The sequence below is a fragment of the Salinicola halimionae genome (assembly GCF_003206065.1).
Taxonomy (GTDB): Bacteria; Pseudomonadota; Gammaproteobacteria; order Pseudomonadales; family Halomonadaceae; genus Salinicola; species Salinicola halimionae.
The window spans coordinates 1,389,042-1,402,695 of sequence record NZ_PZJQ01000004.1 but is presented as its reverse complement, the minus strand read 5'-3'; the positions used below and the strand labels follow the sequence as shown (position 1 = coordinate 1,402,695).

Annotated in this window: 10 protein-coding genes; 8 read left to right on the top strand and 2 right to left on the bottom strand. The window is 60.8% G+C overall.

The annotated features are described in order from the left end of the window. The gene (locus tag DOM27_RS12110; RefSeq protein WP_223162325.1) at positions 1 to 1,272 is read right to left on the bottom strand and encodes a multidrug effflux MFS transporter; all 1,272 of its coding nucleotides are present in this window, start codon (positions 1,270 to 1,272) and stop codon (positions 1 to 3) included. 464 nt (positions 1,273 to 1,736) lie between these two features. On the opposite strand from DOM27_RS12110, the gene DOM27_RS12105 reads away from it, so the two are divergent. From DOM27_RS12105 to DOM27_RS12075, 7 genes are all read left to right on the top strand, one after another. Beyond that, the gene (locus DOM27_RS12105; RefSeq protein ID WP_110656216.1) at positions 1,737 to 3,149 is read left to right on the top strand and encodes a cytochrome ubiquinol oxidase subunit I; all 1,413 of its coding nucleotides are present in this window, start codon (positions 1,737 to 1,739) and stop codon (positions 3,147 to 3,149) included. A 4-nt stretch (positions 3,150 to 3,153) separates the two neighbouring features. Continuing rightward, positions 3,154 to 4,155 (top strand): cytochrome d ubiquinol oxidase subunit II, encoded by a 1,002-nt coding sequence (gene cydB, locus DOM27_RS12100; RefSeq protein ID WP_110656215.1) that lies wholly within the window; start codon positions 3,154 to 3,156, stop codon positions 4,153 to 4,155. 143 nt (positions 4,156 to 4,298) lie between these two features. Continuing rightward, positions 4,299 to 6,017, top strand: a complete 1,719-nt coding sequence (cydD, locus tag DOM27_RS12095) for a thiol reductant ABC exporter subunit CydD (RefSeq protein WP_110656214.1) — start codon at positions 4,299 to 4,301, stop codon at positions 6,015 to 6,017. After that, the gene (gene cydC, locus DOM27_RS12090) at positions 6,014 to 7,702 is read left to right on the top strand and encodes a thiol reductant ABC exporter subunit CydC (RefSeq protein WP_110656213.1); all 1,689 of its coding nucleotides are present in this window, start codon (positions 6,014 to 6,016) and stop codon (positions 7,700 to 7,702) included. The genes cydD and cydC overlap by 4 nt, the downstream gene beginning before the upstream one ends. A 112-nt stretch (positions 7,703 to 7,814) precedes the next feature. After that, positions 7,815 to 9,491: an alpha,alpha-trehalase TreF gene (gene treF, locus DOM27_RS12085; RefSeq protein WP_110656212.1), complete on the top strand. Its 1,677-nt coding sequence runs from the start codon at positions 7,815 to 7,817 to the stop codon at positions 9,489 to 9,491. Positions 9,492 to 9,584: 93 nt separating this feature from the next. Next, positions 9,585 to 10,763 carry an acyl-CoA dehydrogenase gene (locus tag DOM27_RS12080; protein ID WP_110656211.1) on the top strand — a complete coding sequence of 393 codons (1,179 nt, stop codon included), beginning with the start codon at positions 9,585 to 9,587 and terminating at the stop codon, positions 10,761 to 10,763. Beyond that, positions 10,760 to 12,016, top strand: coding sequence for a CaiB/BaiF CoA transferase family protein (locus DOM27_RS12075; RefSeq protein WP_110656210.1), 1,257 nt, complete (start codon positions 10,760 to 10,762; stop codon positions 12,014 to 12,016). Before DOM27_RS12080 ends, DOM27_RS12075 begins: the two co-directional genes overlap by 4 nt. A gap of 40 nt (positions 12,017 to 12,056) precedes the next feature. Here DOM27_RS12075 and csiR read toward each other — a convergent pair whose 3' ends face one another. Next, positions 12,057 to 12,728, bottom strand: coding sequence for a DNA-binding transcriptional regulator CsiR (gene csiR / locus DOM27_RS12070; RefSeq protein WP_245392695.1), 672 nt, complete (start codon positions 12,726 to 12,728; stop codon positions 12,057 to 12,059). A 259-nt stretch (positions 12,729 to 12,987) separates the two neighbouring features. Between csiR and DOM27_RS12065 the strand changes: the two genes are divergently transcribed. Further along, positions 12,988 to 13,551, top strand: a complete 564-nt coding sequence (locus tag DOM27_RS12065; protein WP_110656208.1) for a fasciclin domain-containing protein — start codon at positions 12,988 to 12,990, stop codon at positions 13,549 to 13,551. The last annotated feature ends 103 nt before the right edge of the window (positions 13,552 to 13,654 follow it).

Sequence of the window (13,654 nt, the reverse complement as noted above, 5' to 3'; positions counted from 1 at the left end):
TCACCGGACGCTGGAGGCCGTCTGACAGTCGGAACCCTTGAGGTCGAAATGCAGCGCCGTTCGCAATGCAATCTGGCCGATGACGGCAGCCGTAGCCAGTACGATGGCCGTCGCCAGGGCCGGATTGTCGCCCAGACCGGCTAGAGCGGTACATATCGCGCCGATCGCCATCTGGGCAAATCCGTAAAGTCCTGCCGCCGAGCCCACGACCTTGGGATTGATACCGACCGCGAGGGTGAGCGCCGTCGGCCCAGTCATGCCCACGCCGAACGTAAACAGCAGTACTGACGCCTCGAGGGTGACCACGGAAGCCCAGCCGCACAGCACGATGACCAGCATCGAGATCCCGCCGGTCAGACTCAATAGGCTCGCCGAGAGCATCAGCCGGACCATGCCGATACGGTGGATGGTGCGATTGGTCACCAGGTTGCCCAACGAAATGCTCAGGATCAGCGCCGAGAGATAAAACGCGACGTGGCTGACCGGTTTGCCCAACTGTTCGACGAAGATGAACGGGGCCGAGGCGACGAAGGCGAACATCGCCGTGGTGACGCAGCCGCCGCCGATCGCGTAGCCGATGAAAGCGGGGGAGCGCACTAGCGTGCCGTATTCATGCGCCAGACGGGGAACATTGACACGGCCGGTGGCCTGTGCGGTTTCCGGCATCAGTCGCCACACGAACAGGAGGTTTCCCACGCCCATCAGGCAGAGCGTCAGCAGCACCGTGCGCCAGCCCAACGTGGCTGTCAGCAGAGTCCCGATCAGCGGGGCCATGGCCGGGCCGATGGCAACGACCAGATTGAGAACCGCCAGACGCTGTACTGCGCGATCCGGCGCTGCCGTATCACGAATCATGGCGCGTCCGAGCGCTAGCCCCGCGCAGCCCCCGAACGCCTGAAAGAACCTTGCCGTGATCAGCATCTCGACACTTTGCGCCTGCCATGCCACCACGCCCGCGACGCTATAGATCGCCATTCCCAGCATCAATGCCGGGCGTCGTCCCAGCGCATCCGAAAGTGGCCCGTAGAACAACTGGCCGATGGCCAGACCGAGGATGTAGAGACTGATCGTCAACTGCATTTCGGCGTTGTCGGCATGCAGGGATTCGCCTGCAATAGGCAGCGCGGGGACGAAAATATGCATGGCCAGCGTGCCGGCCAGCGTGATCAGTACCAGCATCCATAGCGCAGGAACTGCGGACGCCGACGTGGCTTGCGTTGCCGGCGTGGACTCGGACGTGGATTTCGGCGCCGAAGTGGCAGGGTCGGTCACTTAGTGCCTCGTGAAAAGGGGTTATCGGGTAAGCCCATAGCGTGGTAGCCATTAGGACCTTACGCGATTTGGCTTTGTATGACTATTTGGCCAAAGCCTTGCTGACGAGGACATCTTGGAACAGGAAGAGGGAAATACACAGATTGGAGCCTGGCTGAGGCTGGCAAATTGTCGCAGGTATGAATGCCCCTGTGCGCCGAAGAAGCTTTTTAAAAGGCCTGTAAACCTGTCTAAAACCCGCGTCATTGGCGACTTTCGATACTATTGCCTAGGGTGTCTAGAGGTGAGAAAAATAGCGCTCGACTTTTGAGTGCGACATTGGGACACGGCGGCCGACAGTAGCGCGTTCCCTATGATATCGGATGTCGGTGGCTGCAACGGCCATCGACGGGCACATAACGAGGAAACATCTGCCGTCGGGGCATGAGGGAACCGCTGCCCTGAACGCTTGCGAGGAGTTAGCCATGGCATTAGATCCGATCCTGCTATCACGATTGCAGTTCGCTTTCGTGGTCACCTTCCATGCCATCTTCCCGGTTTTCACGATCGGGTTGGCGTCCTACGTAGCCTTGCTACAGGGGCTATTCGTCGCCACGGGCAATACGGTATGGGACCGTCTGGGGCTTTTCTGGACCAAGATCTTTGCCGTCGTATTTGGCATGGGCGTCGTTTCCGGCATCGTCATGGCATTCCAGTTCGGCACCAACTGGAGCAATTTCTCTCAATTCGCCTCGAACTTCATCGGACCCATGTTGAGTTACGAGGTTATCACTGCGTTCTTCCTCGAGGCGGGCTTCCTCGGCGTGCTGTTGTTCGGGCGCCATCGTGTTTCGCCATCGGTGCATTTTTTCGCTGCGCTGATGGTCGCGATAGGCACCTTTATCTCGGCATTCTGGATTCTGGCGACCAACAGCTGGATGCAGACGCCACAGGGCTATGAAATCCGCGAGGGGGTGGTGCATGTCACGTCCTGGGTGGAAGCCATTTTCAACCCGTCCTTCCCGTATCGCTTCGCACACATGGCGCTGGCGGCGTTTCTGACGGGAGGCTTCGTGGTTTGCGGCGTCAGTGCCTGGTTCCTGCTGCGGCGGCGTGATGTGGAAGCGCACAAACGAGCGCTCTCCATGACCATGTGGCTACTCCTGATTCTGGCGCCGCTGCAGGCTTTCGTGGGCGACGAGCACGGTCTCAATACGTTGGAACACCAGCCGATGAAAATCGCGGCCATGGAAGGTAACTGGGAGACCCAGTCCAACGTACCGTTGCTGCTGTTTGCGCTGCCGGATCGCGATCTTCAGGCCAATCGTGTCGAGATCGGTATCCCCAACGGCGCGAGTCTGATCCTGCGTCACGATGTCGACGGCGTGGTGCCGGGACTCAAGGAGATCCCCGTCGAACAGCAGCAGCCAGTGTGGATCGTTTTCTACAGTTTCCGCGTGATGGTCGCACTGGGGTTGCTGATGATTGCTTGCGCCGTGACCGGACTGGTCCTGCGTCGCGGTGGAAAGCTATACACCCGGCGTTGGTTCCTGCACGTGTTGCAGATCATGAGCATCTCGCCTTTCCTGGCGGTCACTGCGGGCTGGTTCGTGACCGAAATCGGTCGCTCGCCGTGGTTGGTCTATGGCGTGCTCTCCTACGCCGATGCGGTAACGCCTTCGCTGACCGGGGGCATGGTGCTGGCGACCCTCATCGGCTACGTCGCGGTTTACGCGGTGATCTTCTGGGCCGGCGTCTACTACTTGTTCAAGGTCGTGCGTCAGGGTTTGGATGCACTCGGCGAGGGCGAGGAGGTCCACGACTCCGATCGCCCCATGCGACCGCTGTCCGCCACCCACGTGCCGTTCGATGTCACCACCGCTTCATCCAGGAGTTAAGCCCATGGAAATGTACGATCTGTCGCTGATCTGGGCCGTCATCATCGCCTTCGGCGTGATCATGTATGTACTGATGGACGGATTCGACCTGGGGTTGGGGATTCTGTTTCCGTTCGCCCCGGACGAGGACGCCCGCGACGTAATGATGAACTCCGTCGCACCGGTGTGGGACGGCAACGAAACGTGGCTGGTGCTGGGCGGTGCCGGACTCATCGCGGCTTTCCCGTTGGTCTATACCATCCTGCTGCCGGCGCTCTATCTGGGGGTATTTCTGATGCTGGCAGGATTGATCTTCCGCGGGGTGGCGTTCGAGTTTCGCTTCAAGTCCAAGCGAACGCGCGGCTGGTGGAATGCCGCCTTCGCTGGTGGCTCGTTCGTCGCGGCATTTGCGCAGGGCTGCGTGGTGGGTGCCTATATCCAGGGTTTCGAGACCGCTGATCGCGTCTATACCGGCGGCGCATTCGACTGGCTGACCCCGTTTTCTGTCCTCACCGGCATCGGGTTGGTCGTGGGTTATTCCTTGCTGGGCGCCACTTGGCTGGTACTGAAATCGGAAGGTCATGTGCGCGAATGGGCGCGGGGCTTGATTCCTAAGCTACTGGTCGCCGTGTTGGCGGTATTCGTCGTCGTCAGTTTATGGACGCCGTGGATCGATCCGGGCGTGTTCGAGCGCTGGTTCGATCACCTGCAAGTGATCTGGCTGCTCCCTTTCGCCGCGCTGCTGTGTGCCGTGGGGATTTACGCGGCGACCCGACGCCGGCGTGAAGGGCTGGCGTTCCTGCTCACGCTGGGCCTGTTCATTTTTACCTATCTGGGACTGCTGGTCAGCCGCTGGCCATACGTCATTCCGCCGGATTACACGCTCTGGGATGCCGCGTCCGCGCCGGAATCCCAGTTCTTCATCCTGATCGGGGTGCTGTTCGTGGTGCCGATCATACTGACCTATACCGCCTGGTCCTATTGGGTCTTCCGCGGCAAGGTTCGCGTGGGTGAGGGCTACCATTGAGCGCCGCAAGGCGATTCCCGAAGGCATCACGCACGAGTGCTTCACGCCAGAGCTCTTCAAGCCAGAGCTCTTCAAGCCAGAGCTCTTCAAGCCAGAGCTCTTCAAGCCAGAGCTCGCCACGTTCGAGTGCTTCTCGAACGTGGTTGAAACGGCAGGCGGGCGATATTCGGCCCTGGTATCGCGGAGCCGTCGGCTGCGGCTTGCTGGCGGGTATTGCCACGTTGATCCAAATGGGCGCATTGGCCTGGCTCGTCGACCAAGCGGTGTCGAGCCAGGCGGCACTCGGCGAGGTGAGTGTCGGCATCGTGACGATCGTGGTCGCCATTGTCGTTCGTTCTCTGGCGCAGTGGGGGCAGGAAGTTTGCGGTCAAGAGTGCGGCCTGCGGGTCAAGCAGCAGGTGCGGGCACGGTTGCTGGCACGCTTGCAGCAGTTGGGGCCGGTACGCCTGGCTTCGCGTCATAGCGCGGGTCTCGCCAGCCAGTTGGTGGATCAGGTCGAGTCGCTTGAAGGCTACTATTCGCGCTTTCTTCCCCAGATGGTGCTGGCAGCGCTGATTCCTCTGATCTATCTCATCGTTGTGTTCTGGTTAAACTGGCTGGCAGCGATCTGGCTGCTGATCGCGGCCCCGTTGATTCCGCTGTTCATGGCGTTGATCGGGATGGGCGCCCAGCGCCTCAACGAGGCACAGTTTCAGGCCGTCACTCGGCTCTCCGGGCATTTCCTCGATCGTGTGCGCGGCATCACGACACTTCAGCTCTTCGGGCTGGCCGAGCGCAGCGTCGAAGAAGTCAGCGAGGTCGCCCATGACTATCGTCGGCGTAGCCTCAAGACACTGCGGGTGGCTTTTCTGTCATCGGCGGTGCTCGAGTTCTTCGCTGCGGTATCGGTGGCCGTCGTTGCTATCTACATCGGTTTGGGTCTACTGGGCTACATCCAATACGGGCCGGCCGAGCAGCTCGATCTGTTCAGCGGGCTGTTCATTCTGTTGCTGGCGCCGGAGTTCTTCCAGCCGCTACGTACGCTGTCGCAGCATTATCACGATCGCGCCTCGGCCTTGGGCGCCGCCGAGGGTCTGGTCACATTGCTCGAACCGGACGTGGACGACCCAGACGTGGACGATCCAGGCGCGGATGAGGCGAATGTCGTGGCCGACGACGAGCGTCCCGATAAGGCGGAGAGCGATGTGGCCGAGCTTGTCCCGGGGGCTGTACGCCTGGTAACCGTCGAGCTTCGTCACGCCGGACGCGAGCGAATCCTCGGGCCTCTCTCGATCCGTGTCGATGCAGGTGAGGTGCTCGCGTTTATCGGCCCCTCCGGCAGTGGTAAATCCAGCCTGTTGCAGATGATCGCCGGATTCATCGCGCCGAGTGCGGGGGCGGTGCAGGTACAGCGATATCCCGCCATTGCCTGGCTCGACCAGAGGCCGCTGATCATTCAGGGCACGCTGGCCGAAAACCTGCGGGTGGTCGCGCCGTGCGCAAGCGACGAACAATTGCGAAGCGCATTGAGACAGGCGGGGCTTGGCCAATGGTTGGCTTCGGCACCGGCGGGCCTCGATACACCGCTGGGTGAGCGCGGCGTCGGCCTTTCCGGTGGTGAAGGGCAGCGTCTGGCGCTGGCGCGGGTGTTTCTCTCACCGGCCAAGCTGGTGTTGCTGGACGAGCCCACGGCAGCGCTGGACCCTGAGACCGAACGCGACGTGATTGCCGGGCTAACGCGTTTGGCGGCGAGTGGACGCACCTTGATCATCGCCACGCATCATCCGGCCATCATGGCGATGGCCGACCGCGTTTACGCGATCGAAGCAGGGCGACTGTCGCGGGTCGAACGTCCGATTTCGTCCCGGGAGGTGCACTCATGAAGGCGCTGATGGCTCTGCGACCCTGGCTTGGCGTGCTGGCCGAGCGTCGAGGGCGCCTATTGCTCGGTGCAATGCTGATGCTGGCCACGCTGCTCAGCGCGTTGGGGTTGCTGTCGCTCTCCGGCTGGTTCATTACCGCGACCGCGGTCGCCGCCCTCAGCGCCTCCGGTTATCTGGATGTGTTCACGCCGGGAAGCGGCATTCGCTTCTTCGCGGTCTCGCGGACCGCCAGCCGCTATCTGGAGCGGCTCTACAATCACGACACGATATTACGGCTGTTGGCTGATCTTCGCGGCCGCGTGTTCGCGGGGTTGGTCTCCCTGGATGCGCGAACGTTGTCGCGGGCTCGAGCCTCGCAGTGGCTCAACCGACTGACGGCGGACATCGATACCCTCGATAACCTCTATCTACGGCTGATGGCGCCACCACTGGTAGCGCTGATCAGTGTCGTGGCCTTTGCCGCCTTCGCTGCTGTCTTTTTGCCTATCGCCGGGCTCATGTTGTTTGCCATCCTGCTGCCGCTGGGACTGATCGCCACGGCCGGCTGTGCCTGGTGGGGGTGGCGAGCCAGCCATCGTCGGGTCGATCGCCAGGAACGGCTACGCGTGCGGGCGATCGAGCAGGTCGAGGGTCTTGCCGAGCTGAGCGCGTATCAGGCACTGGAGGCTCATCGCGAGCTCTGGCGTCGGGAAGAACAGTCGCTACTCGGGGACCAGCGCCAACTTGGCCGGCGTACCGCGACGGGCAATCTCGTTGTGACCCTGGGTATTCAACTGGCGACCTTGGCGGTGCTGTTGTTGGGGCTGACGGCATTGCGCGAGGGGAACGTGAGTGGCCCGGTGATGGTGATGCTGGCGCTGGGAACCCTGGCGGTGAGCGAAGGATTGGGCAATCTGCCGATGGCGTTCACGCAGCTGGGCGCGACGGTGAGAACGGCCGAGCGGCTCAACGCGCAGGCCGAATTGAAGACACCGATGACCGGCACGTCCGTGAAAGACGAGCCACTGATTTCGAGCGGGGCCGCGCCGTCGCTGGTCTACCAGGACGTCGATGTTGCCCACGGTGAACAAGTCGTGTTCAGTGGTCTCAATCTCTCCATCGATCCTGGCCAGCGCATCGGCATCATCGGCGCCTCGGGCATCGGCAAGTCGACGCTGGCCCAACTGGCGGTCAGAGCCTTCGATCCCGAGGGCGGGCATGTCGAATTCAATCACCAGGATCTTGCCGGGCTTGCTCCTGACTCACTGAGAGCGAGAATTGGCTATCTCACTCAGCGCAGCGAACTGTTTCATGACACGCTGGCTGCCAACCTGCGCATGGGCGATCCGGATGCGAGTGACGCCGAGCTATGGAAGGTGCTTGCGCAGGTCGAACTCAAAAGCTGGGCGGAGACGCTGCCGGAAGGATTGGCGACCTGGGTCGGCGAGCAGGGGCGCCAGCTCTCCGGCGGACAGGCCAGGCGCGTTGCCCTGGCAAGAGTGATGCTGCGCAACTCGCCGCTGGTGATTCTCGATGAACCACTGAGCGGTCTCGACGCAGACACCGCAACGGCGCTCAAGGTAACGTTGGATGCCTGGCTGGCTGGCCGTACCGCGCTGCTGCTGGGGCATGACCGTCAAGCGCTGCCGGTCTGCGATCACTGCTGGCGGCTGGTGCCTGGGGTTTCCGGTGGTAAGTTGGTGTGATGCTGTCGCCTGGCGTCAAGATGGACTCGTTCAGTGCATCAACCAGGCGATCGAGCCTGCTGAACTCTCCAGAGAAAACCGTCCAGAGAGAGTCATCCAGAGGAGCTATCGAATGAAGCCGAACGCTCAGCCATGCGATCAGGTGAGGGATGATCTTGCTACTTTCACTGCCGATACTCAGGCTCAGGTTACCCATGTCGCACCCGCCGATACGCTGACGCCCGCTGAGCGCTATGCAGAGCTTTTTGTCGACGTGCAATGTTGCCGAGTTTTCGCTGACAGCAAGACCTTTGTCGACTGCGTGCCGCGCCAGTCACCCGAGACAATTCTTGCTGCCTACCGCGCGTGTAAGGATACATCGGGATTCGACCTCGCCGCGTTCGTGCACGACCATTTCATTCACGAGGACGTGCCGACCAACGATTACGTTTCGCCGCCAGATCAGTCGTTGGTGGTCCATATCGATGGCCTGTGGGACGTGCTCACGCGACATCCACATCAGCATCCCCAATACTCCTCGCTGCTGCCGCTGCCCTATGCCTACGTGGTGCCGGGTGGGCGCTTCGGCGAGCTATATTACTGGGATTCGTATTTCACCATGCTCGGCCTTGCCGAGAGCGGCCGCCCACATCTGCTGCGAGCCATGGGCGACAATTTCGCCTATCTGATCGACACCTACGGGCATGTGCCCAATGGCAACCGCACCTACTACCTCAGTCGTTCACAGCCGCCGGTATTCGCGCTGATGATCGATCTATTCGAGCATCACGGGGTCAGGAATGCGCGTGATTACTTGCCGCAGTTACGGAAGGAATATGCCTATTGGATGGCGGGTGCCGAGACGCTGAGTTGCGGTGAAGCGCACCGTCACTGTGTCCGCCTGAGCGACGGCACATTGCTCAATCGCTATTGGGACGATCGCGACACGCCGCGGGAGGAAGCCTATCTCGAGGATGTACAAACGGCGCAACAGACGACACGGCCGGCACAAGAGGTGTATCGCGACCTGCGCGCCGGTGCCGCCTCGGGATGGGATTTCAGCTCGCGTTGGCTCGACGATGTTCAGCAGCTGTCGAGCATCCGCACCACCGCGTTATTGCCTATCGATCTCAACAGTTTCATGTTCAAGCTCGAAGCGCAGATTGCGCGATTGAGCGTGGCGAGCGGAGATACCGAGACCGCCGAGCGTTTCCAGCAGAAGATGGACGCCCGCCGGGACGCAATCAACCGGCTGATGTGGAACGAGCGCGTTGGCGCTTTTTTCGATTTCGATTGGCAGCGTGATGAGCTCCGCACGGCATTGAGCGCAGCGACAGTGGCTCCGCTGTATGTCGGCCTTGCCAGTCACGAGCAGGCGCACCGCATCGCCGATGTGATCCGGGCACGGCTGCTTGACGCTGGAGGGATCGCCACGACTGAGGTTCACAGCGGTCAACAATGGGACCGTCCCAACGGCTGGGCACCGCTGCAATGGTTGGCGATGCGTGGGCTCGCCCGTAATGGCGAAATGACCCTGGCGCGGGATATCGCCCATCGTTGGCTGATGACTGTCGGCAATCTCTATGAGAGCGAAAGCAAACTGGTCGAGAAATATATATTGACCCCAACTCAGACGGGTGCGGCCGGCGGCGGCGGTGGGGAATATCCGCTCCAGGATGGTTTCGGTTGGACGAATGGCGTGACGCGTCAACTACTGCACGAAGATCCTCAGCACGCCGCGCATCGAAAGCTGGCCGGGGAAAAACCAACACCTTCGGAATCATCTCTGTGCGAAAAGTCGCGCGAGTAAAATGTAGACATTTTGCCAATAGTGTCGACATTATTGACAGCGTTACTCTGGTCGTTCTTACGAACCGCATCGACGATGCCAGGAGCCCAAACCATGTCCGGCTTTCAATGGGACGATCCCTTCCTGTTCGACCAGCAGCTCAGCGACGAAGAGCGCCAGATTCAACAGCTGGCACGCGATTATTGCCAGGAGCGTCTGCAGCCACGGGTGTTGGAGGCCTTCGAGAAGGACAACTTCGATCGCGAGATTCTGCGCGAGATGGGCGGACTGGGTTTGCTGGGGGCGACGGTTTCCGAGCAATACGGCGGCGCGGGCGCCAACCACGTTGCCTACGGTCTGATCGCGCGGGAAGTCGAACGGGTCGATTCCGGCTATCGGTCCGCCATGAGCGTGCAGTCCTCGCTGGTGATGTACCCCATCGAGGCCTATGGCACCGAGGCGCAGAAGCAGCGTTATCTGCCCGAGCTGGCCAGCGGCGAGATGGTGGGCTGCTTCGGCCTGACCGAGCCCAACGCGGGCTCCGACCCCGGCAGCATGCAGACTCGGGCGAAAAAGGTCGATGGCGGTTATCGCTTGAGCGGCCAGAAGATGTGGATCACCAACAGTCCGATTGCCGATGTCGCCGTGGTCTGGGCCAAGTCAGACGCTCACGAAGGTAAGATCAAGGGCTTCCTGGTCGAGCGCGGCGCCGAGGGGTTCTCGACGCCGACCATTCAGGCCAAGGCGTCGTTGCGGGCTTCGGTGACCGGCGAAATCGTGCTGGATGACGTCTTCGTGACGGAAGACGCCCTGCTGCCGGGCGCCTCCGGCCTCGGCGGCCCGTTCGGTTGCCTCAACAAGGCTCGCTACGGCATCAGTTGGGGCACCATGGGTGCGGCGGAGTTCTGTTGGCATGCCGCGCGGCAATACACGTTGGATCGTCAGCAGTTCGGGCGACCGCTCGCCGCCACGCAGCTGGTTCAGGTCAAACTGGCTGACATGCAGACCGAAATTGCCCTGGGCCTACAGGCCTGCTTGCGCGTCGGGCGTCTGCTCGACGGTGGTCAGGCCACGCCGGAAATGATCTCGCTGATCAAACGCAACCACTGCGGCAAGGCGCTCGATATCGCCCGTGTATCGCGTGACATGCACGGCGGCAACGGGGTCTCGCTGGAGTTCGGCGTGATCCGCCATATGATCAACCTGGAGACGGTCAACACCTACGAGGGCACGCACGATGTCCACGCCTTGATTCTGGGCCGCGCCCAGACCGGCATCCAGGCGTTCGGATGAGTGCGACGGGTGAGACCTCTCGGCCACTGGCGGGGCTCAAGGTGCTCGATCTTTCACGGGTACTGGCCGGCCCCTGGTGCACGCAGCAGTTGGCGGATCTTGGCGCCGAGGTAATCAAGATCGAAAGGCCGGGACGCGGCGACGATACTCGTGCCTGGGGCCCGCCGTGGCTCGAGGGCGCCGGCATCGGTGCGGGTTCGGGTCACGAAACGAAAGAGTCCGCCTATTTCCTCAGCGCCAATCGCGGCAAGCGTTCGGTCGCCATCGATCTCTCCACCGAGGCAGGGCAACACCTGGTTCGACAGCTGGTGCTGAAGGCCGATGTCGTGATCGAGAATTTCAAGGTCGGCGGACTGGCCGCCTACGGGCTCGATTGCGCCAGCCTCAAACCGCTCAAACCGGATCTGATCTACTGCTCGATCACCGGCTTCGGCCAGGATGGTCCTTATGCTGGCCGAGCGGGTTACGATTTCCTGATTCAGGGGATGGGTGGGCTCATGAGCCTGACCGGCGAACCCGATGACCGCGGTGGTGAGCCGATGAAGACAGGCGTGGCGATTACCGACATTTTTACCGGGCTCTACGCGGCCAACGCGATTCTCGCCGCACTGCGCCGTCGGGACGCGACCGGCGAGGGCGGCTACATCGATATGGCGCTGCTGGATGTTCAGGTCGGCGTGCTCGCCAACCAGGCGCTCAATTATCTGACCAGCGGACAAACGCCACAGCGCATGGGCAACGCCCATCCCAACATCGTGCCATACCAGGCTTTTGCCGCATCGGACGGACATCTCATCGTCACGGTGGGCAACGACAGCCAGTTTCGACGTCTATGCGAAGCGCTCGGCGAGGCCGAATGGGGAGTCGATCCGCGTTTCGCCACCAACGCGCAGCGGGTTGCCCATCGTGAATGTCTGATTGCGCTATTGAGCGAACGGCTGATCCTACGGTCACGCGACGAATGGCTTTTGTTGCTGGAAGCCTACGGCGTGCCTTGCGGCCCCATCAATACGCTTGATCAGGTTTTCGACGACCCGCAGGTGCGTCATCGCGAGATGGCCGTGGAGCGCATCACTGGCGATGGTCGCAGCGCCACGCTGGTGGGGAACCCGATCACGCTGGACGGCCAGCGGATGACCTCTCGAAAGCCGCCACCCCGCCTGGGCGAACACACGCAGCGCGTGCTGCAGGAGTGGCTGGCGCTTGACGCCGAAGCGATGGCCGCTTTACGCCTCGATGGCGCGATTCCGTGATCGGGAAGTCGATGCCAGCCTCCAGGGCTTCTTGGAAAACCTAGATCCAGTCCTGTTCCTGTAGCCGCTCTCGGATGATCGGCACCGGCGTCATCAGGTGTTCGCGCATCAACTGGCTGGCGGCTCGAGCGTCGCGAGCCAGGATCGTATCGAGCAGTGCCTGATGTTCGCGCTGCTTGTCGGCGAGCGCCTGTTCGGAAAAGACGGTCTGTCGGAGCCAGAGGTGGCGATAACGTTGAGCCTGATCGAATAGCGCAGCACGCGATTGCAGCAACGGCTGGCAGTGACAGCCGGCGACCATGGCATCGTGTAGTGCCTGGTGTCGTGTATCCCAACGCTCGAGCATCTCTTCACCATCCTGAACCCTGTCGACCTTGCCCAGGGTATGGGCGCGAGCGAGAACCGCCGCCTCCCACTCGTCATCGCCGCGTTCGATGGCAAGTCGAATCAGCAGACTTTCGAGTTCAGCCCGAGCGTCGTAGATGGCGTCGAGCTCGGCGATCGACATCGATGCGACACGGTAGCCCCTCTGGCTGATACCGGTGACCAGATGCTCGCCGATCAACCGAGTCAGCGCTTCGCGCAGTGGACCCACGCCACATCCGTAGCGGCTCTTGAGCTGGCTCATCAACAACTTTTCACCGGGTACATAGATCCCGCGGATGATGTCGCGCTTGAGCTTCGGATAGGCGTCGATCACTTGATTGGGCATGGATGAACTGGGAGACATGGAATTGGTTTGAGTTCGTCGGAGTAGTCAATGGGTTACAGCGTTCGATGACATGATTATACGCACTAATCTTTCGAAAATAATGTGATGCATTCCGTTGTCGACGTCTCGTGTTTTCTGCCGTGACGGTTTCGTTTGTCTAGACTTTTGTCTACGAATTTTTATGCATCTGCTTTGATGAACCCCGCGTAGAAGCTACTGAGGTCTCAATACTGAGATCATTAATGCTGGGAGTGATAATATGAATAAGCGCTTTCTGTTTCGTGGGTTGATGGTCGCCGCTACGATGTTAATGACAACAATGGCGTGGGCAAATCATGGTCCGACGGATGTCGGAGGGGCAATGATGTCCCCGAACAAGACGATCGTCGAAAACGCGATGAATTCGGCAGATCACGAGACCTTGGTCGGCGCGGTCAAGGCCGCAGGCCTGGTCGAGACTCTGCAGGGCCCTGGCCCATTCACGGTGTTCGCACCCGTCGACAGCGCGTTCAATGAACTACCGACCGGCACCGTCCCCACGCTGTTGGATCCCGCCAACGTCGATAAACTTCGTGCGGTACTGACCTACCATGTGATTTCCGGAAATATGACCCATGCCGATCTCGAGAAAGCGGTCATGCAGGGTGGCGGTATGACCACGCTAACCACCGTGAATGGTGCAACGCTTACCGTCAAGCAGAATGGGAACAACCTGGTTCTGGTCGATCAGGCTGGACGAATGGCTAATATCAGCGTCTACGATGTGGCGCAGTCCAATGGTGTCATTCACGTCATTGACAAGGTGCTTTTACCCCACAAATAATAGGGATTTTGTTTCTTCAGAGATACGGAAAATCGCGTCAGTGCATCGCACATGGCGTGATTTTTCATGGGTGAATCACGGAAAATAATATCAATTCGACATC

Coding starts and splice junctions, on each gene's coding strand:
- DOM27_RS12105 (WP_110656216.1), top strand. CDS start 1,737: ATGGCATTAGATCCGATCCTGCTATCACGATTGCAGTTCGCTTTCGTG.
- treF (WP_110656212.1), top strand. CDS start 7,815: ATGAAGCCGAACGCTCAGCCATGCGATCAGGTGAGGGATGATCTTGCT.
- cydC (WP_110656213.1), top strand. CDS start 6,014: ATGAAGGCGCTGATGGCTCTGCGACCCTGGCTTGGCGTGCTGGCCGAG.
- DOM27_RS12075 (WP_110656210.1), top strand. CDS start 10,760: ATGAGTGCGACGGGTGAGACCTCTCGGCCACTGGCGGGGCTCAAGGTG.
- cydB (WP_110656215.1), top strand. CDS start 3,154: ATGGAAATGTACGATCTGTCGCTGATCTGGGCCGTCATCATCGCCTTC.
- DOM27_RS12080 (WP_110656211.1), top strand. CDS start 9,585: ATGTCCGGCTTTCAATGGGACGATCCCTTCCTGTTCGACCAGCAGCTC.
- csiR (WP_245392695.1), bottom strand. CDS start 12,728: ATGCCCAATCAAGTGATCGACGCCTATCCGAAGCTCAAGCGCGACATC.
- DOM27_RS12065 (WP_110656208.1), top strand. CDS start 12,988: ATGAATAAGCGCTTTCTGTTTCGTGGGTTGATGGTCGCCGCTACGATG.